Below are 26342 nucleotides of genomic sequence, written 5' to 3'. Positions count from 1 at the left end.
GCCCCGCTGCGTCGAAAACACCGTATCCACCGGGGATTCGGGCTCCCCTGCCGGCTCCGGATGCAGTGCGGATCACCTTCCGGGCGCCACCGCGCGCTAGCTGCGCAGGGCCCTGCGGACGGAATCGGTGCGCTGTTCGGGGTTGCCCACCTGCACCTCGACAGCCAGCACGCTCAGCGAGTCCGCCGAGACCGTGACCGGCGAGAATTTCAGGATCGCGACCTCCGGGTGGTTGTCCTTGAGCAACGCCACCCGGTTCAGCAGGTCCTTCAGCCGATCCAGGTCGACTGCGGGCAGCCCCTGGTAGCCGAACAGCCGGGCGCTGCTGCGCGGACGGTGGAGCAGCGCATTCAGGTCCTGCACGGACAGCGGGGCCACGCCATGGGCCCAGTCATCCAGCAGGTTCACCGGGTCCCCGGCCAGGCCGAAGGAAAGCACCGGCCCCAACAAGGGGTCCTCCACGGCCCGGATCACACAGGCCTGACCCGCATCGGCCATCGACTGCACTTCCAGGTCGGCAACCCCCCACTGCCCCATGGCCTGCGACATGTGCTCGAAGTTGGCGCGCAGGGTCGACTCGTCGGTGATGTTCAACCGCACCCCACCCAGGTCAAGGCGTTGGCGCAGGTATTCGTCATTGGCCTTCAACGCCACCGGCCAGCCCAGCTTGTTGGCCGCCCGCACCGCCGCATCCGCATCGGGCACAATCACCGATTCGAAGACCGAGATCCCGTAGAACCGCAGCAACCCGGTGGCCTGGGCGTAGTCCAGTGTGCGCAGCGAGGTTCCCGGGATGCTCCGGGTCAGGGACCTGAGGTACTCCTCGGCCCCGTCCACATCGATGTCCTTGATCTGCGGAAGCGGGTCGTTGTCCACGTTCAGCCATTGCCGGTAGCCGTGGGCCTTGTCCAGGGCCCGCACCGCGCCGGCCGGCGAGGTGAAGACCGGGATCCGGTGGTGGACCCCGGTCTGGATGGTCCGGTCCGGGCGACCGGAAATCACGATCAGCACCGGTTTGGAGGCACCGGCAAATACCTGCAGTTCCTTCAGGATCGCCTCGTCGCGGATTCCGGGAACCGGCAGCAGGGCCACGATCAGGCTGTGGATGCTTTCATCGGCCAGTGCGGTGTCAATACGTTGGCGCAGCGTGGGCAGGGCGCGGGACTGCCCTGCGGAAAAGTCCAGTTCCCGTGGATCGGCGGATGCGGCCAGGGTGCGGGTCGCCGCCACATCGCAGATGACCTCGGCCAGTGTCAACGAGTTCGACAGCACCCGCACATTCGGCCCGGCGGGCACCGGTGAGGTGGAAAGCACCGTGGCCACGTCCATGAGCTCCTCGACCGAGCCCACCCGGATGACCCCGGCCTGGGCCAGTACCGCGTTCAGCGCGGCGGAAGGCGCCTGGCTGGTGCGCACCGAGTGTCCCGGGGGTAACCGCGAACCCATGACGTCGCTCTTGGCCACGATCACCGGTTTGGTTCGCGAAAGCCGACGGGCAATGCGCGAGAACTTGCGCGGGTTGCCGAAGGACTCCAGGTGCATGGCCACCACATCGGTGGCCTCGTCGTCCTCGAAATACTGCATGGCGTCATTGCCCGACACATCGGCCCGCAAACCGGCCGAGATCGCCGAGCTCAGGCCCAGCCCGCGTTGCATCTGCACCCCGTGGAGCAGCACGCCCATGGCTGCGGACTGCGAGAAGAAGCCGATGTTCCCCGGCTCCGGCAGGCTCTGGGCCACCGAGGCGTTGAGCTTGACCGATCCGCTGGTGTTCAGCAGTCCCAGGGAGGCCGGACCGATCACCCGCATCCCGTTGATCCGCGCGCGGGTGACCAGTTCACGCTGTGCCTGCAGTCCGCTTCCGGTTTCGTAGCCGGCGGTCATCACCAGCAGGCCCTTGACCCCGTGGGCGGCGCAGTCGTCCACCACCTGCGCGACCCGGTCCCTGGGCACGCAGATGATCGCCAGGTCCACCGGGCCGGGTACTTCGGTCAGCCGGCCATAGCTGGTCAGCCCGCCGATCTCGAAGGCCTGCTCGTTGACCGCATAGATCGCCCCCTGGAAGCCGGACTCGATCAGCCGGTTGAGCACATCGTGGCCCAGGGAGCCCCAGGACCGGCTGGCACCGATCACCGCCACCGCTGCCGGGGCCAGCAGACCGGCCACCGACTGCGCCTCGGCACGGTGTTCGCGCGCCTCCATCACCGAACGCGACTTGTCCGTCGGATCAATCGGGAAGACCAGCATCACCACGCCGTCCTCGAAGTGGCGGGCCACCGCGTACCCGGCTTCGGCGAACACCGTCAGCATCTTGCGGTTTTCGGGCAGGACCTCGGCGGTGAAGCGCTCGATCCCGTTTTCGCGGCCGGCCGCGGCCAGATGCTCGATCAGGATCGAGGCGATGCCGGTACCCTGGAAGTCGTCCGAGACGTTGAAGGCCACCTCTGCCTCGGTGGGGTCATCGAGCTGGTCGTAGCCGCCGATGCCGATGATCTTCTCCCCGCGCAGCACGATGAACGAGACCCGGGTGGTGTGGTCCACATTGGTGAACCGGTCCAGTTCCTTGGGGGTCAGCTGGGATTTGTACGTAAAATAGCGCAGGTAGACCGATGCCTCGGACTGGTGCTTGTGCATATCCTGCAGGGCCTGGGCATCAGCCGGGGTAATGGGCCGAAGGTGCGCTGTCGAACCGTCACGAAGCACAACATCCGCTTCCCAATGTGCCGGATATGCCGCAGAAACTCTAGGATCCACCATAAGCTAAACAATAGTGCGCGATACGGGGCTTCGGCCAGATGCGACGCACCACGGCACCCGCCGCGGTCATTCAACTTCTTATCCAGCAGTAGGTAGGAGCACGAACAGCTCAATGGCTCGCAAGAACACACCAGCGTTAGACGAGGACTTCGTCGAGAACATCGTCGACATAGACGTCACCAGCGAAATGGAAAACTCGTTCCTGGAGTACGCCTATTCGGTCATCTACTCACGCGCGCTGCCCGATGCCCGTGACGGGCTCAAGCCCGTGCAGCGCCGCATCCTCTTCCAGATGTCCCAGATGGGGTTGCGCCCCGACAAGGGGCATGTGAAGAGCGCGCGCGTGGTCGGTGAGGTGATGGGCAAGCTGCACCCCCACGGGGACGCGGCGATCTACGACGCGATGGTGCGCCTGGCCCAGGACTTCTCGCTGCGTCTGCCGCTGATCGATGGACACGGCAACTTCGGTTCGCTGGATGACGGACCGGCGGCCCCGCGTTATACCGAGACCCGGCTGGCCGCGGCCGCGGTGGCGATGACCGCGAACCTGGACGAGGACGTGGTGGACTTCGTCCCGAACTACGACAACCAGTTCATGCAGCCCGAGGTCCTTCCTGCCGCCTTCCCCAACCTGCTGGTCAACGGCACCACCGGCATCGCCGTGGGCATGGCCACCAACATGGCCCCACACAACCTCGGCGAGGTCATCGCCGCGGCCCGGCACCTGATCGCCAACCCGCAGGCCACCGTTGAGGAGCTGATGAAGTTCGTACCCGGACCGGATTTGCCCTCCGGCGGTACCATCGTCGGACTGGACGGGGTCAGGGACGCCTACCGGAGCGGCCGCGGGTTGTTCCGCACCCGCGCCAAGGTCACCTTGGAGAAGATCTCGGCCCGCAAATCCGCCCTGATGGTCACCGAGCTGCCCTACACCGTGGGACCGGAAAAGGTCATCCAGAAGATCAAGGACGGGGTGGGCAACAAGAAGATCGCCGGCATCTCCGATGTGGTGGACTTGACCGACCGCAGCCACGGGCTGAAGCTGATGATCGAATTGAAGAACGGGTTCAACCCCAATGCCGTGCTGGCCAGCCTGTACAAGCACACCCCGATGGAGGATTCCTTCGGCATCAACAACGTGACCCTGGTCGAGGGCCAGCCGCGGACCCTGGGGTTGCGTGAGCTGTTGCAGGTCTACGTCGAGCACCGTTTGGCCGTAGTGCGCCGGCGCACCGCACACCGGCTGGCCAAACGCGAGGAACGCCTGCACCTGGTGGAGGGCCTGCTGGTCGCGATCGTCGATATCGACGACGTGATCGCGATCATCCGCTCCTCGGACGCCACCGCCCAGGCCCGCGAACGGCTGATGCAGGTCTTCGACCTGTCCGAAGCCCAGGCCGGGCACATCCTGGAACTGCGTTTGCGCCAGTTGACCAAGTATTCGCGCATCGAGCTGGAAGCCGAGGCGGAGCAGTTGCGCAAGGAGATCGCCGAGCTGCGCGAGATCCTGGGATCCGACGAGCGGTTGCGCTCCGTGGTCTCCGACGAACTGGCCGAGGTGGCCCGGACCTTCGGCACCGAACGCCGCACGGTGCTGGCCAAGGACGCCACGCTCAAGCCGTTGCGCGGTACCGAGCTGCCCGAGGCGGTGGGGGTGGGCAAGAAGACCACCCTGGCCATGGAGGTGGCCGATCGCCCCTGCCGGGTCCTGCTTTCGGCCTCGGGCCAGCTGGGGCGCACCACCGATCGCGCGGCCGTGGACTTCACCGCCTCTCGGGCCAAGCACGATGTGCTGGTCTCACAGGTCGCCACCAGCACCCGCGGCGAGATCGGTGCACTGACCAGCACCGGGCGGATCATCCGGGTGTCGATGATCGATGTCCCGGTGCTGCCCGAAGGACACGGGTTCCCGCAACTGTCGCATGGGGTACCCGTCGCGGAATTCCTGAAGCTGCCCAAGAACGAGAAGCCGGTGGCCCTGGTGCCGCTGAACCGGGTACTGGCCCTGGGTACACGCCATGGCGTGGCGAAGCGGGTGAACCCCGACTACCCGCTGAACCGCGATGAGTTCGAGGTCATCACGCTCAAGGACAAGGACGAGGTCATCGGCGCCGCGGTGGCGGAGGAGGAGGACGAACTGGTCTTCCTCACCGCCGGTGCCCAGCTGCTGCGATTCGCCGCCTCGGCGGTCCGCGCCCAGGGCCGCACTGCCGGTGGGATGGCCGGGATCAAGCTGGCCGCCGGCGACCATGCCATTTTCTTCGGTGTGGTACCGCAGAACGACGAGTCCGCCGTCGTGGCCACGGTGGCGAACGGCTCCGATACGCTGCCGGGCACATCCGGGCAGTCGGTGAAGCTCACCGGGTTCGAGGAGTTCCCGGCCAAGGGCCGTGCCACCGCGGGGGTGCGTGCGCATCGTTTCACCAGGGGCGAGGACCGGCTGGTGCTGGGCTACGCCGGACCGGGCCCGGCCCGGGCCAGTTCCCCGGCAGGGGTGGTGCGTGCCCTGCCGACCGAGTACGGCAAGCGTGACGGTTCAGGCGCTCCCCTGGCCCAGTCCATCGCGATACTCGGTGGCATCCTGCCGCAGGAGACCGCCGCGGCCACCCGCGCCGCCGACCAGGCGCCGGCCCCGGTTGCCGTACCGGAGACGAAGATCGGCCACGAACTGGTCGAGGACACCTTGCCGTTCTCCGATGGCGGGGTCATCGTCAGCGACCAGTAGCCACCTCGGCAAGACCGCCCCTGGCCAGTGTTCCCACGGGTGGTCCTGGTGCTTGCCGGATCGGGGGCGCGGGTTTCACCCCACCGCGGCCATCGGCCGGGCCCGCAGCTGGATCCGGGCCTGGCAGTATCCGGCCAGTTCCTGGTCGTGGGTGATCAACACCACGGTTCGACCGGCGAGCGCGCGGCGTAATTCGGCCAGCAGCTCGCGCCCCTCCTCGCGGCCCAGGTGGGCGGTGGGCTCGTCCAGCAGGATCACCTGCCGGTCAGCGAGCAGCGCCCGTGCCACCGCCAGCCGGCAGCGTTGCCCACCGGAGAGGCTGTGCCCGCCGCTGCCGATCCGTGTCTGCAGTCCCTGCCGCTGGCTGGCGTACCAGGGGCCCAGCCCCACCCGGTCCAGGACCTGGAGCATCTCTTCCTCGCCAGGCAGCTCGCCCTCGACCCCGAGGGCCAGGTTCCGGGCCAGTGTCGAGTCGAAGAGGTGCGCCTCCTGGGGGCACCAGGCCACGGAGGTGAGCGCGCGGGCATCCAGCGGATGCGCTGCGCCGGCATCGTCGATGGCCTCGATCCGGCCCTCCAGCGGCTCCAATGCACCGAGCAATGCGGTGAGCAACGTCGACTTGCCCGCCCCGGAGGGGCCGGTCACCGCGGTCCAGCATCCGGGTTCGATCCGCCCGTCGAGCCCGCTGAACACCGGCTGGCCCGGTGCGTAGCCCAGGGCCAGCCGGTGCAATACGAAACCCCTGATCCGCGCTCCGCTGGCCGATGCCGGCCTGACGCCGGCGGTGTCCCGGTCGGTGATTCCCCGGCGGCCCAGGGCCGCCCGCAGTTCCTGCAGCCCGCGTCCTTGCTGGAGCGCGCTGATCCCCGCGGTCGCCGGTTCGATCAGCGCCAGCGCCAGCAGCGCCGCAACCCCGGTCAACTCCGCACTGACCTGTGAGAGGGCCACGCAACCCAAGGCCAGCAGCAGGATCGCCAAGGTGGCCAGCGCGGTGCCCACCCCGTGTCCCAGCGCGTGGGTTCCGGCCCGGCGCAGATTGCGGCGTTCGGCCTCCTCCAGCCGCTTCAGCCGGTGCTCCAGCGAACCATTGGCGCGCAGCGGGCCGCGGCTACGCAGGATGCCCAGCACCTGCTCGTTCACCCGCAACCGGTGCTCCATCTGCAGGGCCAGGTTCCGGCCCTCGATGCGACGCACCAGCGGGATGATGGCCGCCAGGATCAACCCCAGCACCAGCAGCCCCAGCAGGCCGAACTCCGGCTGGATCAGATACAGGACCCAGACGCCCAGCCCCCAGACGATGATCCCCTGCAACGGCGGGAAGATCACCCGGGCCAGCAGGTCGCGCAGCTCATCGACCTCGGCCAGCAGGAACCGCAGAACCACCGGCGAACGGGAAACGATTCCCCAGCGGCCCGGTTCGGCCACCATCGCGTTCCAGAGCTGCTCCCGCAACCGCCCGGCATAGCCCAGGACCGCATCGTGGATGGCCAGCTGTTCCACGTAGCGCAGGGCGGCACGTCCGATGCCCAGGGCGCGGACCATCACGATGGCCACCAGCAGGTGCAGTACCGGCGGCATGTAGCTGGCCTTGACGATCAGCCAGCCGCTGACCGCGGACAGGCCAACCGCGCAGAGCACCGAGAGGGTCCCCAGGGTCACGGCCTTGAGGCTGCCGCGTTGGGTGGCCAGGAGCGCACGCACCGGGTTGAACCCCTGCACTGCCGCCTCCTGCGCCGGTGGGATGTCCCACGGCTGGGTGTCGGCAGCCGGCGGCCGTGCTGCGTGGCTGCTCACCGGTGCGGGTGTCCGGGCTTCCGTGGCGTTCGGGTCCGGGGTGCCGGCCCCGAGCAGCACGTCGTGGCTGGCGATCAGTTGCGCGCAGTCGGCCGGTAGCGTGTCCAGCAGCGCCCGGACCGCGGCCGCGTTCGGTGCGTCCAGGTGGGCGGTGGGTTCATCGGCGATCAGCAGCCGGACCTGCGGGTCACTGCGCACCCTGGCCACCGCACGCAGCACCTCCAGCCGTCGCAGTTCACCCGGCGAGTACCCGGCGATGCTGCGCGGCAGCATATCCCCCAGCTGCAGTTCCTCGGCCAGGGTACGGACCAGGTCGCGCCCGGCGTGCGGCGCGTCCAGGGCAAGCTGCCCGCTGCCTGTGGTTTCGCTGAAGACCGGGTGCTGTTCGATCACGGCCAGCGACCCGCGGATGGCGACCTGTCCGCTGGCCAGCTGCGGATCCATGCCGGTGGAGCCGGCGGATTCGGCGATGGCCTTCAGCAGTGTGCTCTTGCCCGACCCGCTGGGCCCGTCCAGGACCCGGCGTTCACCTGGCTGCAGGGTCAGCCGGTAGCCGCGGAGGATCGGTTCCCGGTCGCGGTATCCCACGGTGAGGTCGCGGACCTGCAAGATGGCCTCGCCCTCGGCCTGCCCGGCAGCCAAGGGCATGCTCTTGGGTGTGGAGGTGAGCACCGTGTACTTCCTGTATGCGGCCAACCCGTCATCGGCGGCATGGTAGGCCGAGCCGACCTCGCGCAGGGCCGCAAAGACCTCCGGGGCCAGGATCAGCACGATCAGCCCCACGGCCAGCTCCATGTTGCCGCCGACCAGGCGCAGTCCGATGAAAACGGCGACCACGGCCACCGAAAGGGTGGAGATCAGTTCGAGCCAGAAGCTGGAGAGGAAGACCGTTTTCAGGTTTTCCATGGTGGCCTTGCGGTAGCGCTGCCCCAGTGCGGCGATGGCGTTGCCTTGGGCGCGGGCCCGTCCCAGCCCCAGTAACGCGGGCAGGCCCAGGGCCAGTTCGTACAGCTGGTGGGCCAGCGCATCGAGCCCCCGCTGGCTCTGTTCGACCTTCTCCTGGGTGTGCATGCCGATCAGGGCCATGAACAGCGGCACCAGGGGGGTGGTCAGCAGCAGGATCACGGCACTGGTCGGATCCAGGGTCAGGATGTACAGCCCGAGCAGCGGCGGGATCACCACGACGCTGACCATCGCCGGAATGAACTTGGTGAAGTAGTCATCGAGCTTGTCGATGCCGTGCGAGGCCAGGGTGGCGGTGACCGGTACCGAGAAGTCGCCTTCGGCGGCCAGAACGGTGGTGTTCCGGGCGGTGTGCCGGACCAGATGCGAACGCAGGCGCTCCTTGGCCCCCAGCCCCATACGCCGGGAGGCGACGTTCAGCCCCCAGCCGCCCAGGGCGCGCACTACCGCTCCGGAGATCCCCGCCCATGCCAGTGTCGTGGTGGAGACCGGGGCGGGCCCGGCCAACCCGGCGATCCAGGTCCCCAGCGCGAAGGCCAGCAGGATCAGCCCCAGGGCCTTGGCCGCCGACCATCCGGCAAGCAAGGCCAGTTGCCGGCGTTGCAGCAGCTCGGCGGGCAGGAATCGTACCGTGGCCATCATCTGTCCTTCGCGTTACGGGGGTTGGCTATTTCACCACCGCGGTGACCTGATGCACCTCGGGGATGTGGTTTTCGTGGATGCGCTTGCGGAATACCCAATAGCTCCAGGCCTGGTAGGCCAGCACCAGCGGGAGTCCGAAGGCGGCGACGATGCTCATCAGCTTGAGCGTGTACGCGCTGCTGGAGGCGTTGTACACCGTCAGGTTGAACGCCGGGTCAAGGGTCGAGGGCAGCACCACCGGGAAGACCGCGGTGAAGATCGTGGCAACACCCAGGACCAGGGCCACGCCCAGCCAGGTGAACGAATGCCCTTCGCGGCCCCTCTTGGCCGTACCCCAGGCGATCACCAGCCCGATCGCGGCCAGTGTCAGCAACCCCCAGGCGATGACCGAGTCGTTGCGGTAGGCCACCACCAGTGCCCAGAGCACCAGCGGCAGCAGCCCCAGCGGCATCCAGCGCACCAGCAGCACCCCGGAGCGCACGCGCATCGCCCCGTCGGTCTTCAACCGGAGGAATGCCAGCGCCTGGATCAGGCAGTAGCCCACAACGGCCAGACCGCCAAGTACCGCCTCCCAGCCGAACCACGCGAACGCCCCGCCGACGCGGTCGCCGTTGGCGTTCAGCGGCAAGCCCAGTGTGGTCAGGGCCAGCATCGCACCCACGCCGAAGGCTGCCACGAAGGAGCCCAGGCTCATCGCCAGGTTCCAGAGCCGCAGGCTGGTGGTGCCGCGTGCCTTGCCGCGGTATTCGATCGATACCGCACGGAAGATCAGGGCCGCCAGAACCAGGGCCAACGGGATGTAAAGTCCCGAGAACAGCGAAGCGTACCAGTGCGGAAAGGCGGCGAAGGTGGCCCCGCCGGCCGTCAGCAGCCACACCTCATTGCCGTCCCAGACCGGGCCGATGGTATTGAGCATGACCCGGCGTTCCCGGTCGTTGCGGGCCATGGTGCCCATCAGCATGCCCACGCCGAGGTCGAATCCCTCCAGGAAGAGGTAGCCGAGCCACAGTATGGCGATCAGCACGAACCACAGGGTTGGTAGCCATTCCATGTTTATCTCCGTTCCGTACCGCTAGTAGGCGAAGGCGAGCACGTCGCCATCGTGTTGATCCGGATCATTGGCGGAGTCGTCCTTTTCCTGGTGCAGTTCGGGCATCGCCGATCCGACCCCGCCACGGATGTAGCGGGTGAGCAGCACCAGTTCAACCACCAGCAGTACCCCGTAGATCACTGTCAGCAGGATCGTGGAGAACAGCATCTCCCCGGCGCTAACGGTCGGCGAGACCGCGGCCGCGGTGTACATGAAGACCTGGTCGACCCCGCCCATCTGGGGGTTGGGTGCCACCACGAAGGGTTGTCGACCCATCTCGGTGAAGATCCATCCGAAGGCGTTGGCGCCAAAGGGGGCCGCGATGCCCAGCACCGCCAAGCGGGAAATCCATTTGCTCTGCGGGACGGTACCCTTGCGGGTCAGCCACAGGGCGACCGCCGCAGCCACTGCGCTCAATCCGCCCAGGGTGATCATCAAGCGGAATCCCCAGTAGGTCACTTCCATCACCGGCAGGTAGTTGATTTCCTGTCCGGCATACTGGCCCAGGTACTCCTCGTCGGGATAGTGGGTGCCATACCGTTCCTGGTACTCGGGTATCAGCGTGTTGACCCCGCGGACCGGGGTCTCGAAGTCGCCGTTGGCGAGGTAGGAGAGCAATCCGGGCAGTTCGAAAACGGCCACGACATCGTCACAGCTGGTGGCCCCGTCACCGCGGATGTCCCCCAGTGTCAACACCGAGAACCCGGTGCCGTCATGGCAGGCCGCCTCGGCGGCGGCCATCTTCATGGGCTGCTGCTCGAACATCAGTTTGGCCTGCTCGTGCCCCGAGAACGCGACCCCTGCGAAGGAGACCACCGCGATCACGGCCCCGATCCGCAAGGAGGAAATCCAGACCTTGTAATCGGTCCTGTCCCGGGTACGGCCCTTGCCCGTACCTTCGCCGACGATGACCCGTCCGTTCACGTCCACCGAATCGATTCCCTCCGACCGGCGACGGTAGAGGTGGAACCAGGAGATCCCCAGCAGGAACCCGCCGGCCACGGCGAAGGCCCCGAAGATCGTGTGCGGGAAGGTCACCAGCGCGGTGTTGTTCGTGAACACCGCCCAGGCGTCGGTCATGACCGCCCGACCATCGACGATTTCAGTGCCCACCGGATGCTGCATCCACGAGTTGGCTACCAGGATGAAGTAGGCCGACAGGATGCTGGCCAGGGCGGCAGCCCAAATGGTGGCCAGGTGCAATTTCGGCGGGAGTTTCTTCCAGCCGAAGATCCATAATCCGAGGAACGTGGATTCCACGAAGAAGGCCAGCAGGGCTTCCATGGCCAGCGGCGCGCCGAAGACATCGCCCACGAACCGGCTGTATTCGCTCCACGCCATGCCGAACTGGAATTCCTGGACGATGCCGGTGGCCACGCCCATGATGAAGTTGATCAGGAACAGCTTGCCCCAGAACTTGGTCATGCGCAGCCATTGCTCGTTGCCGGTACGCAGCCATACGGTCTGCAGCACCGCGACAACCAGCCCAAGACCAATGGTCAGGGGCACCATCAAGAAGTGGTACACGGTGGTGATACCGAATTGCCACCGCGCGATCTCTAACGCATCCATCGCTACCTCAAGGTCACATACTGATTTCTACTTCATGTAGAAATGACATCTGGGTACACAATAACCAATTTCGACAGCTTGTAGAAATCCATCACCGACCCCATCCCTCCGCCCTTCCGGGATGGCCCGCCCGGTGGCCGCACCCGACAGGCCGGGGGCGCGGCAGTCGCACACCCGCTTCGGCGCCGCGGATTTCGAGGCCGCGTCGGCCTGTCGTGGCAGCCGGCGGCGACCGGCAGGGACCCGGAATGCCGCCGAATCCCCCGGCGCCGGGGCGGCTCGCGATCCACCGACAGGCGAGATTGTGATTTTTGTAACAACCTCCAGATCAGCTGTGATTTTTACGTGATGTAGAATAATTTCCGCATTCGCTATAAGATGGAATGCACAACACGTCTTTCGTTAATTCCGACGAAAGGCGATATGAGTACTACAAGCAAGTGAGGTACTGCCCAGTGGCTAGCCTTGGCGACCTGGAACGCTCAGTCATGGAACTTCTGTGGGACTCCGCAGAACCCCTGACCGCCAATGACCTGCGTGATGAGTTGGCAGCACCCGGAGAAACCGCGAAGGATCTCGCGGTCACCACGGTGCTGACCGTGCTTGCGCGCCTGGAAAAGAAGGGACTGGTGGTGCGTGAACGCAGCACCCGCCCACACCGATACAACGCCTCCTCGACCCGCGAGGATCACACCGTGAACCTTCTGAACGAGGCCCTGGGAACAGCGCAGGACCGCGAAGCGGTACTCGCCCGTTTCATCGGCGGCATTTCAGCCGACGAAGCAGCGACCCTTCGTGCTATCTTGGATGCACCGAAAACCGCTTAGTATCTCCCGGATTTAGAGGGCCGAGTGCTTCTCACCTCATACTTTCTCGCGGCGTTGGCTATCGCACTGGCGTGGCCAACGCCGCTGGCCTTGTCCAAAGCCAGCTGGCCCGCCCGCTCGCCGGTCGCCGCCGTCGTCCTCTGGCAAGGCATCGCGCTGGCCGGTGGCTTGTCCATGGTAGGTGCCATGCTGGTGTGGGGGCTGGACCCGCTGGGCGATGACCTGTTGACCGCCCTGCACCAGGGCTGGTTGCTGCTCCTCGGGGATCCCACGGTCACCTCCCCGGGTGTGGTGCACCTCTTTGCGTTGAGTGCCGCCTTCCTCTTCGGATTCCACCTGGTGCTCACGCTCATTCGTGCCACTTGGCGTACGTCACGTCAACGCAAGAAGCATCGGGAACTTCTCATGCTGCTCAGCAATCCCTCCTCGCTCAGCCCCAATACCCTGGTACTGGACCACGACACCCCTGTCGCCTACTGTGTACCCGGGTTGACCCGGTCGGTGACCGTACTCTCCCGCGGTCTGCTGGACCAGCTCTCCGAGGAGGAACAGCATGCGGTACTGGCCCATGAACACTCCCACCTGGAGCAACGGCATGACCTGTTGATCCTGGCTTTCACTGCCTGGCACGAGGCCTTGCCGTGGTTGCCCACCTCCCGGCTGGCCCTGGACGCCGTCCGGCAGCTGATCGAGATGCTGGCTGATGACCAGGCCCTGGATGAAGTCGAACGCCCGGTCCTGCTGCGGGCGATCGTCACCGTCGCCTCCGCCATTGCCCCGGGTCAGGGGCCGGACCAGCCGGCGGCACGCAGCGCCACGGCCGATCTGGAGGCCGTGCCGACCGGGGAATTGTCCTCCTCGCGGCTGCAACGCCTACTGGCCAATCCCAATCCGCTCTCGACTGCCCAACGCTCGCTGGTCTACCTGAGCACCACCCTGTTGCTGGTCATTCCCACAGTGTTGCTGGTCACCCCGCGCCTGCTGGGCTGAGCAAAGCGCCGGCAGACGCCTCCGGCCTGCACCCCGTGCTTTCGGGTGCAGGCCGGAGACATCGGGAACGGTTACACGTCGATGCGTTCGCGCTCCAGGCTTTCGGCACCGGAAATGATGAACTCCTTGCGTGGGGCCACATCCGACCCCATGAGCAGGTCGAAGATCTCCTCGGCCGCCTGGGCATGTTCGATGCCCACCCGGCGCAGCATCCGATGGCGCGGATCCATGGTCGTTTCAGCCAACTGGTCCGCGTCCATCTCACCCAGGCCCTTGTAGCGCTGGATCGGTTCCTTGTAGCGTTTGCCTTCGGCTTCGAGCTTGTCCAGCAGCCGCGTCAGTTCCGCCTCGGAATACGTGTACACCAGCTCGTTGGCCTTGGAACCGGAATTGATCACTTCGATCCGGTGCAATGGCGGGACGGCCGCATACACCCGGCCCTGCTCAATCATCGGACGCATGTACCGGTAGAACAGGGTCAGCAGCAGTGTGCGGATATGCGCACCGTCGACGTCGGCATCGGTCATCAGGATCACCTTGCCATAGCGCGCTTGGCCGATATCGAAGGTACGCCCCGACCCGGCACCGATCACCTGGATCATCGACGCGCATTCGGCATTGGACAGCATGTCCGCGATCGACGCCTTCTGCACGTTGAGGATCTTGCCGCGGATCGGTAGCAGCGCCTGGAAGTCGCTGGATCGGGCCAACCGGGCCGTACCCAGCGCGCTATCGCCCTCGACGATGAACAGTTCGGAACGTTCCGTCTCCTTGGTGCGGCAATCTAACAGTTTGGTTGGCAACGACGAGGATTCCAGGGCCGTCTTGCGGCGCTGCGTCTCCTTGTGCATGCGCGCAGAGACGCGGGACTTCATCTCGTTGACGACTTTCTCCAGCAGGGTCGCCGCCTCCTGCTTTTCCACCCTCTTGGACGAGGACAGCCGCTCGTTCAGCGCGTTCTCGACCACCTTGGCGACGATCTGGCGCACCTGCGAGGTTCCCAGGATCTCCTTGGTCTGTCCCTCGAACTGGGGTTCAGCCAATCGGACCGTGAGCACCGCGGTCATGCCCGCGAGGATGTCGTCCTTCTCGATCTTGTCCTTGGCACCGAATTTGAGTTTACGTGCGTTGGCATCCACGGCCTTGCGGAAGGACTTGATCAGCGCCTGTTCGAAACCGGTTTGGTGGGTTCCGCCCTTGGGCGTGGCGATGATGTTGACGAAGCTGCGGAAGGTGGTGTCGTAGCCGATCCCCCAACGCAGGGCCACGTCGACTTCGCACACACGCTGGACATCCTCGATATGGCTGCGTCCGGTGGAGTCGAACACCGGTACCTTCTCGTGGAAGGACCCGCTACCTTGGATACGCCAGACATCGGTGACCGCCGAATCGGAGGCGAGGAATTCCGCGAATTCGCTGATACCCCCGTCATGGTGGAAAACCTCTGAATAGGGGCCGTCCTCCCCCAGGGAACCGGGAAGTGCCCGTTCGTCTCGCAGGGAAATGCGCAAACCCGGAACCAGGAACGACGTTTGCCGGGCACGGTTTTGCAGTTCCTCATAGGAAAATCGTGCATCGGGGGTGAAGATGTTCTCGTCGGCCCAGTACCGGATACGGGTTCCTGTGACCCCGCGCTTGGCCTTTCCGATGATCTCGGGTTCGGTGGCCTTGTCAAAGGGCTCGAAGTTGGCATCGGCCCGCGGCTTGCCGCGGTCGGTGAAACGCCCGGGTTCCCCTCGACGGAATTGCATCCTGTAGGTCTTCCCACCGCGGTCCACTTCGACATCAAGCCGGGAGGACAGGGCGTTAACCACCGAGGCGCCTACCCCGTGCAGCCCGCCTGAAGCGTTGTAGGAGCCTCCACCGAACTTTCCACCGGCGTGCAGCTTGGTGAAGACCACCTCGATGCCGCTCAAGCCGGTCTTCGGTTCGATGTCCACCGGGACACCGCGGCCATCATCACGAACCTCCACCGAGCCATCGTTATGCAGGATCACTTCGATCGATTGACCGAAACCACCCAGGGCCTCGTCAACGGAGTTGTCGATGATCTCCCACAAGCAGTGCATGAGTCCGCGGGAATCCGTGGACCCGATGTACATGCCGGGACGTTTGCGTACGGCTTCCAACCCCTCGAGTACCGAAAGGTGACGGGCGTTGTAATTGTCGGCTTTGGCCACGTGGTTGCTAACTCCTACTCATGCCGGACGGTACGGGACTACCATCATTCTAGTCGTCATTGTGTTCGAACCCGGCCAGGATCACGGTTTCGTTCCGTGTAGCGACAGCGATATGAGGTTATCCACATCGGCTACGCGGTGAGCGAAAGCCAGACCGTTCAGGCATAAACTCCGAGCAAGAACTGGTTGTATTGAATACACCTAGATTTAAGGAGGCCGGCAATGACTACTACAACGGCAAGTCGTGAACTCAACGCCCTGGACCGGTGCGACCGCTGCGGTGCACAAGCCTATGTCCGGGCCGTGCTGGCTTCCACCAGCGGAGAACTGCTTTTCTGCGCACACCATGCGCGGTCGGTAGAGCCCAAACTCCGCCCGCTGACCTCGGAATGGCAGGATGAGTCCTCACGGCTCTACGAGAAGCCCAAAGTCGATATCAACGACTAGTCTGAGCTGAGAATTCCCAGCCGGATCAGCTGTGGGTCCTACCTCTGGTGGGGCCCACAGTCCTTTAAAGGCCAGGCCCCCTACCCCACGGCACGGTCCAACGACACTGGGGTTAAACTACCGGGGCGGTGGAAGGGAACCTTCCACCGCCCCGGTCTTCAGTCCGGCTAGTCCAGGTAGTCGCGCAGTACCTGGGAGCGTGACGGATGACGCAGTTTCGACATGGTCTTGGATTCGATCTGGCGGATGCGTTCACGGGTTACCCCGTACACCTTGCCGATTTCATCCAGTGTCTTAGGCTGGCCATCGGTCAGGCCGAAGCGCATGGCCACGACACCTGCTTCACGCTCGGAGAGTGTATCCAGCACCGAGTGCAGCTGCTCCTGCAGCAAGGTGAATGAGACCGCGTCGGCCGGAACCACCGCTTCGGAGTCCTCGATAAGGTCACCGAACTCGGAATCACCATCCTCACCCAACGGGGTGTGCAGCGAAATCGGCTCACGACCGTACTTCTGGACTTCAACGACCTTCTCCGGGGTCATGTCCAGTTCCTTGGCCAGCTCTTCCGGGGTGGGTTCACGACCCAGATCCTGGAGCATCTGGCGCTGTACACGTGCCAACTTGTTGATGACTTCGACCATATGTACCGGAATACGGATGGTACGGGCCTGATCGGCCATGGCGCGGGTGATCGCCTGGCGGATCCACCACGTGGCGTAGGTCGAGAACTTGAAGCCCTTGGTGTAGTCGAACTTCTCCACCGCGCGGATCAGACCCAGGTTGCCTTCCTGGATCAGGTCCAGGAACAACATGCCACGTCCGGTATAGCGCTTGGCCAGCGAGACCACCAGACGCAGGTTCGCTTCCAGCAGGTGGTTCTTGGCGATCTTCCCGTCGTGGATGATCTGTTCGTAATCCCACTTCAGACGCTGTTCCATGGAACCGTCGTCATTATTCAGCTTGTCCTGCGCGAACAGGCCGGCCTCGATACGCAGGGCCAGGTCGACTTCCTGTTCGGCATTCAGCAGGGCAACCTTGCCGATTTGCTTGAGGTAGTCCTTCACGGGATCCGCGGTAGCACCGGCCACCATGACCTGCTGCTGAGGCGCATCGTCATCCGATGAGGTCAGGACAAAGCCCTTGGATTCCTCCTCGGGTCCGGTTTCGACTTCGGCTTCCTCCGGGTTTCCGCCCGGACCGGCCACCTGGTCCTCGCCCTCGACGACGTCGTCCGTTTCCTTGGCCGTTGCGGCCTTCTTGGCTGGAGCCTTGGCCCTGGTTGCGCGTTTCTTCGCGACAGGTTCCTCTGCCACAGCCTCGGCGCCGGCCTCTTCGGCCGCGGTTGCGTTGGCAGCTTTGCGCTTAGCGTTCGTCTCAGTTGATGACACGAATAACCTTTCTCACGATGCGTCCCAGATGCACCTACCGGTAACACCACTATGACCCTGTCAAGTCCGAAGGCGGAGAATCGAGATTCACGCCAAGGCAGGAGTCGAATAGTTTCAACGTCGCTGCACCGTCTTTTGTTCCCGCCGTAGCTGGGAGTGTCAAGAGCAATCGGACCTAACCGGGTCTGTTGTCCCATTATCCACGAATTGACCCCTCGACACCACTTGAGTGCCGTGGCGCGCGCCGATCAGTCGAACTTCGCCCGCCAGGCACGACTCGGGTCGGTCGCCCACTGCGGCATGATCCCGCGAAGCAGCAACTGCTCGAGCAGTTGAGCCAACCGGTAGTCGGGCTCCACCGCGAGCGCGCTGCGTAACAAGGCCATCGACATGCTGCCTCGCCCCTTGGCCCACTCAACCCACGCCATCAGGCACAACAGTGCCGCGCGGCGTGACCCCTGGGCGACTCCCAGTAAATCACGGCAAATGTACCAGAGGTGGTCAATGCGATCCCACCGTGGACTATGCGGACCGCGCCCCAGCAGGAATTCCGACAAGCCAGCAACCGCCCCGTCCTTTTTCCCCTTGCCCAGACAAGCTACCGCTTCCACGGCGGCCGTGGTTCCTACCCCGGCCATATAGGGCAGGATGTCGCGCACCATCCGCAGATCCAGCCCCCGGATCAGCCTGGCCGGAACCGTCGGATCCTTGCGCATCAGCTGCTCCGCACTGTATGGATCCGCGCCCAGCACCGCAGCCCACATGTCGAGGCTGTCCAGGCAATCCCCGCCCATTGCCTCCAGTAAGCTGCGCACTTGCGCGGCGTTTGACCACTCCGGAACACCTTGCCCATCCCACGGCTGGCTCAGCGGGGCTGAACCAGCCAGCACCATCCGCAACGACGTCGGGTTCAACTCCGGGTGGGACAGGTCGAAGCACCCATGGTCTTGCGCTGTGGACAGGTAGTCCCACACCTGTCCATCGCCTTGGCACCACGCCTGGCACAAGGGGGTGCCTTGCTCCTCCAGGGCAGGGGCCAGATACTGCAGCAGCGAGTTCCACGGCAACTGCCCACCTCGGGCACTGCCGTGATCGGGGAAGATGGCACACAGAACGGAGGTGAGTCCCGGCAGTCGGCCCAGCATTTCGCACACCTGCACGACCCAACGTTGCTCCTCCCCCGGTTCCTCGTCCTTGGGCAGGTCCACACGCAGCGTGGCTTCGAGTTTCCGTTCGACCATCAGCAGGAGCACCACGGAACGTTCAGGATGGAATCCCAGCGCGTGCGGGATATAGGCCAGGATATCTTCGGCTCGCTCCAAGGAGAGCGGCTGGCGGTTCGGTGTAGTTGTCATGCCCCGAGCATGACCGGTGCACCAGCGTCGTTCTCAGCTGCATCCACCGATTGTGGAAAGCCGCTAGTTTCCGGGATCCTGCTGCTGGCGCCGTGCCTTGCGACGTGAAACGAGCATGCCGGTCACCCCCAATGCCACGAAGACCAACTGGACACTCAGTGCGATCTTGAATGAACCGAGGTTGTAGAGCTGCCCGTTTCCCCCGTTCCACTTGTGCAGCAGGTCCAGGACCAGGCCGATCAGGTACATGCACACGAAACCGCCGAGGAATCCGCCCACATTCACCAGTCCGGTCGCCGTGCCCATCAGGCTCGGTGGGTTGAAGGTTCGGGCGAAATCGAAGGATATCGCCGAAGCCGGGCCGCCGGCGGCGATCGCGATCATCAGGAGGATCAGCAACCATAGCGGAGCCGGACCGGGCCAGAGCAGCACGATGGCCCACATGGCGGTAATGAACGCGATGATCCCCAGGGCAAACTGGGAACGGCGCTGCGGGTACCGGGCGGTGAGCGCGCCGAGCACCGGGCCGAGGATGATGGCCACGACAACGAAGATCGACATCAGGCTGGATGCCACCGCTCCGGAGATCCCCTGCCCTTCCACCAGGAACGGGAAACCCCAGGTCAGCAGGAACACGTTGACCATGAATGCGGTGGTGAAGTGGGTGAAGAATCCCAGTCGCGTGCCCGCTTGGCGCCAAGCGGTCGCCAGCATCTGACCGGTTCCCAATCGCTCATTGGCGGGGATGCTGGGTCCGGGATACCCGTTGCGCACAAAGGCGGTGACCAGCAGCAGCGTGCAAAAGGCCAGGACCGAGAGCATCGCGAACGCCGGGGTCCAGCCGACCTTGACCAACATCGCATGGAACGGGAAGAGGCTGATCAGCTGACCGAGTTGCCCCACGGTACCGGTGACCTGGGTCAGCATCGGCAGGCGCGCACCGCTGAACCACATGGGAAGCAAGCGAAGCACCGACACGAACACCATCGCATCTCCTGCACCAACCAGCACACGTCCGGCCAGCCCTTGGGGCACATTGCCGGCAAAGGCCAGGAACCCCTGGCCGACCGTCATCAGGATCGCCCCGCTGGTAATCATGACACGCGGTCCGACCCGATCCAGGATCAGCCCAACGGGAATTTGTCCTGCCGAATAAACCACCAGCTGCACCACGGAGAACGTGGCCAAGATCGAGGCACTGGCGCTAAACCGTTCGGTGGCCTCCAGACCGGCGACACCGAAGCTGGTGCGCTGGGCGACGGCCGAAATATAGGCCAACAGGGCGACGGTATAGACCAGCCAGGATTTCCTGGAATTCAAAGCTCCATAACTCAAGGTCGTGGATCACCGGGATCATGGCTTGACCCCTCCGGCTCTTCAATCACCGGGTCGGGAAACCACTGGCCCACATCGCCAAGGTTTGCCAGGAAGGTCTCGGCGCTCGCCCCGATTTCCTCCGCATCGGGTACCTGCTGGTCGCTGTCCAGCAGCAGCGACCGGGTGGAGTGCTCCTGGGCGTGCGCATCAAAGCGTTTTTCGAAACCGGCCACCATCTGGCGAACTTCGCTGCTGGAATCGATCTGTTCGGCCAGTTGGCTCTCGATGGCCCGCCCCGCTTCGCGCAGGCGTTCGGTGGGCAAGGCCAGGTTCAGTGCCGCCCCGACGTATTCCAGCCCGGCCACGGCGACCGGCGGATACTCCGCCTCCGCCAGGTAGTGCGGGGTATGCAGCGAGTAGCCGACCACGTGGCGGCCGGCGTCGGCTAAGCGGATTTCGAGCAGGTCGGTGAAGGCGGCAGGCAGCTCGGCACTGGGCGCCCAGGTGGAGATTCCCTCGATCAGGTCCTTGCGGTTTCCGTGTGCGGTCACTCCCACCGGCCGGGTATGCGGCACCGGCATCGGCAACGAACTGGTCGAAGCCACCGGACCGATGTTGAACGCGTCAACCAGGCCCAGCAGCTGGGCGCAGAACTCCTCCCACAGCAGATCGGGTTCGACCCCGGTCAGGTACCAGAACTCGCGGTCCATCCCGTCGGTCATCAGATAGAGCTCGATCACCGGCTGCTGGTAGGCGGCGAAATGGTCACCAAGATAGGTCACCCGGGGGCGCTGCGCGGAATAACACACCAACTTGTCCGCGGTGAAACTGACCATCAGCTCGCCACGCAATTCAGCGAACAGCTCATTGTGGATCTGCAGGTGCGCCTGCCCGGCATCGCCGGCACCCTTGAGTGAAATGTACATCCCGAGCCCCTGCAGACGCGGGTCGTCGAGGTCATCGACCATGAACTTCATCAACGGTTGACTGGACATTGCACCCCACTTTGGTCTTGGAGCCCGGTTCTTCGCACCCAAGGCACACTTCAGCGTCCCATTCTATCCCCCCACCTGAGCATTCCGACTGTGAACTGGGGCACGCCACCGTTTGACTCGGCTACCATCTAGTAGTGGAAGTACGTGGGGAAGGTGTGAGAACGGATCACACCGGCCAACCCGCCACGCGATCCTCAGACCCTACAAAGGCTTAGAAGGAATGATTTCGTGATCAACTCCAGCGATCTCAAGCTGACCGCAATCGGAACAGACATCAAACGCAAGAACGCCGATGCCCTGGTGTTGGGCATCTACAAGAGCGAGGACAAGATCCATATCGCCGACTCCGTGCTGCCGGCCGCGAGCACCGCGCAGCTCGAGCAGGCCCTGAACGACCTGGGAGTGGCGGCCAAGGCCGACGAATTGACCCGTTTGCCCGGGGTCCAGGATTCCAAGGCCAAGGTCATCGGCTTCATCGGGCTGGGCGTCGACAGCCCGGCTGACCTCGATTCCGAAACACTACGCCGTGCCGCGGGTTCGGCCGCACGCCAGCTCACCGGGGTGAAGTCCGCCTTGTTCGCCCTGCCTGCCGGCACCGTGGAGCACGCGGCCGCAATCGCCGAGGGCATTGCCCTGGGCAACTACCGTTTCGAGAACTTCCGTTCGAAGAAGAACGAGAAGCCGGTACTCGGCGACGCAATCGTGGTCACCCCGGTGTCCGCCGACAAGCAGCTGCCAGCCGCACTGAAGCGCGCAGCGGTTATCGGCCGCGCGGTCCGCGCCACCCGCGACCTGATCAACACCCCCGCCAACGAGCTGTACCCCGAATCCTTCGCCAGCACCGTGCGCGACTACGCCAAGTCCCTGCCGTTGAAGGTCAGTGTGTACGACGAGAAGAAGCTTGCCAAGGACGGGTTCGGCGGGCTTTTGGGCGTGGGTGGCGGATCCGATCGAGCCCCGCGCCTGGTCAAGATCGAATACGCCCCGTCCAAGGCCGCCAAGCACCTGGCCCTGGTGGGCAAGGGCATCACCTTCGATACCGGCGGCATCTCGATCAAGCCCGCCGCGGGCATGCACGCCATGAAGTCGGACATGTCCGGGGCCGCAGCGATGTTCCAGACCATTGCCGCAGTGGCGGAACTGGGCCTTGACCTGAAAGTCACCGCCTGGCTATGCCTGGCCGAGAACATGCCAGGCTCGCGTGCCACCCGTCCTGGTGATGTGTTGAGCATGTACGGCGGCAAGACCGTCGAGGTGCTGAACACCGATGCCGAGGGCCGCCTGGTAATGGCCGACGGCCTGGTCGCGGCCAGCGAGGAGAAACCCGATGCGATCATCGATATCGCCACGCTGACCGGCGCCCAGATGCTCGCCTTGGGCCTGCGGACCGCCGGGATCATGGGCGAGGATACGCTGCGCGACGAGCTGGTGGCTGTCTCGCAACGGGTTGGCGAGCAGGCCTGGGGTATGCCACTTCCCGAGGAACTGCGCCCCTCCATCGATTCGCAGGTCGCGGACCTGGCCAATATCGGCGAACGCATGGGTGGCATGATGACCGCTGCGGTATTCCTGCAGGAGTTCGTCGGCGAGGTCGAAGGCCAGCGGATCCCCTGGGCTCATATCGACTTTGCCGGCCCGGCCTTCAACGAGGGCTCGGCCTGGGGCTACACCCCGAAGAACGGCACTGGATCACAGGTCCGCACGCTGATCGGATTTGCCGAGCAATTCGCCGCCAGTTAGGCCCTGGACCGAGTGAAAAACGACACCCTGGTGCGGGAGGCGTCACCGCCTGCCGCACTAGGTTTCGTGCAAAAATGAACTAAAAGCGACTTTTACCCGCTTCGAGGTGACTGTGAACCGCCTGCGGGACTAAGGTAAGTTTTGAAACATCACGGCATACTGTGCTGCGCCCCTTACAGGGAAGAAAGCGGCAGTTTGTCCCACCCGATCCCCGGTTGGCCAGAAGCCGACCAGATTAGCTATTACGAGGGAGCGTTCACGTGGCCGATTCGGCAGCAACGCAAGAATTCGATGTCCTCATCCTCGGCGGCGGTTCCGCTGGATACTCGGTAGCCCTGCGCTCCATCCAGCTGGGCTTCACCGTTGGCCTGATTGAGAAGGAAAAGGTCGGCGGCACCTGCCTGCACACCGGCTGCATTCCCACCAAGGCCTACCTGCACTCGGCTGAACTGGCCGAGAACGCCCGCGAAGGGGCCAAGTACGGCATCAACACCACCTTGGACTCCATCGACCTGGCTGCGGTTCGCAGTTACAAGGACGGCATCGTCGCCGGCAAGCACAAGGGCCTGACCGGCCTGCTGAAGATGAAGAAAATCAACGTCATCGAAGGCGAAGGCCGTCTGGTTTCGCAGGACACCATCGAGGTCAACGGCACCCGTTACAAGGGCAAGAACATCGTCCTGGCCACCGGCTCCACCTCCAAGACCTTCGGCCTGGAGATCGGCGGCCGCGTGCTGACCAGCACCGAGGCCCTGAACATGGATTCCCTGCCCAAGAGCGCCATCGTGCTCGGCGGCGGAGTCATCGGCGTCGAATTCGCCTCGGTCTGGAAGTCCTTCGGCGTGGATGTCACCATCGTGGAGGGTCTGCCGTCGCTGGTTCCGAACGAGGATCCGGCCATCATCAAGGTGCTGGAGCGTTCCTTCAAGAAGCGTGGCATCAAGTTCAACACCGGCGTCTTCTTCGAGAAAGTCGAACAGGATGACAATGGCGTGAAGGTCTCGCTGGCCAATGGCAAGGTCCTGGAAGCCGATATCGTCCTGGTCGCCGTGGGTCGTGGCCCGGTCACCGAGGGTTTCGGATTCGAGGAACAGGGCATCACCATCGATCGCGGCTTCGTGATCACCAACGATCGCCTGCACACCGGCGTAGGCAACATCTACGCCGTGGGCGACATCGTACCGGGACTGCAGCTGGCCCACCGCGGTTACCAGCACGGCATTTTCGTGGCCGAGGAAATCGCAGGCCAGAACCCGACCATCGTCGAGGACATCAACATCCCCAAGGTCACCTTCTGCGAGCCGGAGATCGCCTCGGTGGGTTACACCGAGCCGAAGGCCAAGGAGAAGTTCGGTGATGACCAGGTGGAGGTCTCCGAGTACAACCTGGCCGGCAACGGCAAGTCCTCGATCCTAGGTACCGGCGGCATCATCAAGATGGTCCGCGTCAAGAACGGCCCCATCGTGGGAGTCCACGGCGTGGGTGGCCGCATTGGCGAGCAGATCGGCGAGGCCCAATTGATCGTGAACTGGGAAGCCTACCCGGAGGACGTGGCCCAGCTGGTCCACGCCCACCCGACCCAGAACGAATCCCTGGGCGAGGCCGCCATGGCCCTGGCCGGAAAGCCACTGCACGGCTGATTCCCCGTGAGCCGCAAGCAGCGTGCCCGTCAACGGTACGCTGCTTCCTCGGCTAGGCTCGGGGGTAGCGCCTCCGTACAGAATTTTGGATCCGGTCCCGCCTCGGTTTGAGGCGGGACGCAATCGGACCATCCATACCGCATGAAATTTAGAGGAGATACGGGAAGATGTCTGAAACCGTAAACCTGCCCGCGTTGGGTGAGAGTGTTACCGAAGGCACGGTCACCCGCTGGCTCAAGCAGGTCGGAGACCGCGTTGAGGTCGACGAGCCGTTGGTGGAAGTGTCCACCGACAAGGTCGACACCGAGGTTCCGTCCCCGGTCGCCGGTGTGATCGAGGAGATCCTGGTGGCCGAGGACGAAGAGGCCGAGGTCGGCGCCCCGCTGGTGCGCATCGGCGACGGCTCGGGCTCCGAGGCTCCTGCCGCTGAACCTGCCCAGGCCGCCGAACCGGAAGAAGCACCGGCTGCACCCGCCGAAGAGGCGCCGGCCGCTCCGGCCGCAGCTACGGGCGAAGCCTCGGGCACCGAGGTCACCCTTCCTGCGTTGGGCGAATCGGTCACCGAAGGCACCGTCACCCGCTGGTTGAAGGAAGTCGGCGATGACGTCGCCGTTGACGAGCCGCTGCTGGAGGTTTCCACCGACAAGGTCGACACCGAGGTTCCTTCCCCGGTTGCCGGCAAGCTGCTGGAAATCCGTGTCAATGAGGATGAGGAAGCCGAAGTAGGCGCCGTCCTGGCCGTCATCGGTTCCGGTGCTACCGCACCGGCCAAGGAAGAAACCCCGGCTACTCCTGCCAAGCAGGAGGCGCCGGCCAAGGAAGAAGCTCCTGCCGCACCAGTGGCAGCGGCACAGGATGCAGCACCGGCGGCACCTGCGGCCAAGCAGGAGGCCCCGGCATCCGACTCCGCGTCGGCCGAGGCCGGCTATGTCACCCCGCTGGTACGCCGCTTGGCCAACCAGAACGACATCGACCTGAGCACCGTCTCGGGTACCGGTGTGGGTGGACGTATCCGCAAGCAGGACGTACTGGATGCCATCGAGGCCAAGAAGCAGTCGGCCCCGGCCGCTCCTGCTGCTGCCGCGGCACCCGCTGCCAAGACGGCCCCGGCAGTCGAGGTCTCCTCGCTGCGCGGCACCACCGTCAAGGCCCCTCGAATCCGCCAGGTAATCGCTCGCCGCATGCGCGAGTCGCTGGATGTATCCACCCAGCTGACGCAGGTCCACGAAATCGACATGACCCGGATCGTCAACCTGCGTGCCAAGGCCAAGGCCGGATTCAAGGCCACCAACGGGGTGAACCTGACCTACCTGCCGTTCATCGCCAAGGCCGTGGCCGAGGCGCTGAAGTCGCACCCGACGTTGAACGCCGAGTACGACGAGGACAAGCAGGAGATCACCTACCACAACGCCGAACATCTGGCGTTCGCGGTGGATACCGACAAGGGCCTGTTGGTTCCCGTGGTGTCCAACGCCGGGGACCTGAACCTGGCCGGGCTCGCCGGAAAGATTGCCGATGTCGCGGCCCGCACCCGCAACAACAAGATCGGACCGGATGAGCTGTCCGGCGGCACCTTCTCGATCACCAATATCGGATCGGTCGGCGCCTTGTTCGACACCCCGATCATCAACCAGCCGCAGGTGGCCATCCTTGGCACCGGCGCGATCGTCAAGCGTCCGATGGTCATCACGGATCCGGAAGGCAACGATTCGATCGCGATCCGCCACATGATGTACCTGTGCCTGACCTACGATCACCGTCTGGTTGACGGCGCGGATGCAGGTCGTTTCCTGCAGACCGTCAAGGCCCGGCTCGAAGGCGGCGCCTTCGAAGGTGAGCTTGGTCTCTAAGGTCTAGCTAAGTCGATCGGGTCAAAGCCCGTCCCCGTGCGCATCGGCGCCCGGGGGCGGGCTTCGGCTG

Annotated in this window: 16 protein-coding genes; 7 read left to right on the top strand and 9 right to left on the bottom strand. The window is 64.6% G+C overall.

All coding sequences use genetic code 11. The features are described 5' to 3' along the window. Positions 1–96 precede the first annotated feature (96 nt). Positions 97–2757 carry a bifunctional acetate--CoA ligase family protein/GNAT family N-acetyltransferase gene (locus tag OK351_RS02915; protein ID WP_265155858.1) on the bottom strand — a complete coding sequence of 887 codons (2661 nt, stop codon included), beginning with the start codon at positions 2755–2757 and terminating at the stop codon, positions 97–99. A 112-nt stretch (positions 2758–2869) separates the two neighbouring features. Between OK351_RS02915 and OK351_RS02910 the strand changes: the two genes are divergently transcribed. Then, positions 2870–5482, top strand: a complete 2613-nt coding sequence (locus OK351_RS02910) for a DNA gyrase/topoisomerase IV subunit A (protein ID WP_265155857.1) — start codon at positions 2870–2872, stop codon at positions 5480–5482. Positions 5483–5557: 75 nt separating this feature from the next. Here the strand turns inward: OK351_RS02910 and cydC are convergent, their stop codons facing one another. From cydC to OK351_RS02895, 3 genes are read right to left on the bottom strand one after another with little or no spacing between them, the layout of a single operon-like run. Then, positions 5558–8881, bottom strand: coding sequence for a thiol reductant ABC exporter subunit CydC (gene cydC / locus OK351_RS02905; protein WP_265155856.1), 3324 nt, complete (start codon positions 8879–8881; stop codon positions 5558–5560). A gap of 25 nt (positions 8882–8906) precedes the next feature. After that, positions 8907–9932 carry a cytochrome d ubiquinol oxidase subunit II gene (gene cydB / locus OK351_RS02900; protein ID WP_265155854.1) on the bottom strand — a complete coding sequence of 342 codons (1026 nt, stop codon included), beginning with the start codon at positions 9930–9932 and terminating at the stop codon, positions 8907–8909. A 21-nt stretch (positions 9933–9953) separates the two neighbouring features. Continuing rightward, positions 9954–11543 (bottom strand): cytochrome ubiquinol oxidase subunit I, encoded by a 1590-nt coding sequence (locus OK351_RS02895; protein ID WP_265155853.1) that lies wholly within the window; start codon positions 11541–11543, stop codon positions 9954–9956. Positions 11544–11998: 455 nt separating this feature from the next. On the opposite strand from OK351_RS02895, the gene OK351_RS02890 reads away from it, so the two are divergent. Further along, entirely contained in the window at positions 11999–12370 is a 372-nt protein-coding gene (locus OK351_RS02890; RefSeq protein ID WP_265155851.1) for a BlaI/MecI/CopY family transcriptional regulator, read from the top strand. 24 nt (positions 12371–12394) lie between these two features. Further along, positions 12395–13360 (top strand): M56 family metallopeptidase, encoded by a 966-nt coding sequence (locus OK351_RS02885; RefSeq protein ID WP_265155850.1) that lies wholly within the window; start codon positions 12395–12397, stop codon positions 13358–13360. 71 nt (positions 13361–13431) lie between these two features. Here the strand turns inward: OK351_RS02885 and OK351_RS02880 are convergent, their stop codons facing one another. After that, positions 13432–15540: a DNA gyrase/topoisomerase IV subunit B gene (locus OK351_RS02880; protein WP_265155849.1), complete on the bottom strand. Its 2109-nt coding sequence runs from the start codon at positions 15538–15540 to the stop codon at positions 13432–13434. A gap of 222 nt (positions 15541–15762) precedes the next feature. On the opposite strand from OK351_RS02880, the gene OK351_RS02875 reads away from it, so the two are divergent. Next, positions 15763–15987: a DUF7455 domain-containing protein gene (locus tag OK351_RS02875; RefSeq protein WP_265155848.1), complete on the top strand. Its 225-nt coding sequence runs from the start codon at positions 15763–15765 to the stop codon at positions 15985–15987. 167 nt (positions 15988–16154) lie between these two features. On the opposite strand, the gene OK351_RS02870 is transcribed toward OK351_RS02875, so the two are convergent. From OK351_RS02870 to OK351_RS02855, 4 genes are all read right to left on the bottom strand, one after another. Next, entirely contained in the window at positions 16155–17375 is a 1221-nt protein-coding gene (locus OK351_RS02870) for an RNA polymerase sigma factor (RefSeq protein WP_265155847.1), read from the bottom strand. A gap of 248 nt (positions 17376–17623) precedes the next feature. Beyond that, a complete protein-coding gene (locus tag OK351_RS02865) occupies positions 17624–18730 on the bottom strand; it encodes a DUF4192 domain-containing protein (protein ID WP_265155846.1) in 1107 nt (368 codons plus the stop codon). Positions 18731–18793: 63 nt separating this feature from the next. Next, entirely contained in the window at positions 18794–20050 is a 1257-nt protein-coding gene (locus tag OK351_RS02860) for an MFS transporter (protein ID WP_265155845.1), read from the bottom strand. A gap of 11 nt (positions 20051–20061) precedes the next feature. Continuing rightward, positions 20062–21042 (bottom strand): proteasome assembly chaperone family protein, encoded by a 981-nt coding sequence (locus OK351_RS02855; protein WP_265155844.1) that lies wholly within the window; start codon positions 21040–21042, stop codon positions 20062–20064. Between the two features lie 228 nt (positions 21043–21270). Here OK351_RS02855 and OK351_RS02850 point away from each other — a divergent pair, with 228 nt between their 5' ends. The 3 genes from OK351_RS02850 (at position 21271) to sucB (ending at position 26272) form a co-directional block, all read left to right on the top strand. After that, positions 21271–22782 carry a leucyl aminopeptidase gene (locus OK351_RS02850; RefSeq protein WP_265155843.1) on the top strand — a complete coding sequence of 504 codons (1512 nt, stop codon included), beginning with the start codon at positions 21271–21273 and terminating at the stop codon, positions 22780–22782. A 260-nt stretch (positions 22783–23042) separates the two neighbouring features. Then, positions 23043–24422 (top strand): dihydrolipoyl dehydrogenase, encoded by a 1380-nt coding sequence (gene lpdA / locus OK351_RS02845; RefSeq protein WP_265155842.1) that lies wholly within the window; start codon positions 23043–23045, stop codon positions 24420–24422. A gap of 167 nt (positions 24423–24589) precedes the next feature. Beyond that, the gene (sucB, locus tag OK351_RS02840; RefSeq protein WP_265155841.1) at positions 24590–26272 is read left to right on the top strand and encodes a 2-oxoglutarate dehydrogenase, E2 component, dihydrolipoamide succinyltransferase; all 1683 of its coding nucleotides are present in this window, start codon (positions 24590–24592) and stop codon (positions 26270–26272) included. The last annotated feature ends 70 nt before the right edge of the window (positions 26273–26342 follow it).

Origin of the sequence: Glutamicibacter sp. MNS18, assembly GCF_026107515.2 — a bacterium.
In the GTDB taxonomy this organism is placed as follows: Bacteria; Actinomycetota; Actinomycetes; order Actinomycetales; family Micrococcaceae; genus Glutamicibacter.
This window is presented reverse-complemented; position numbering and strand designations above follow the sequence as displayed.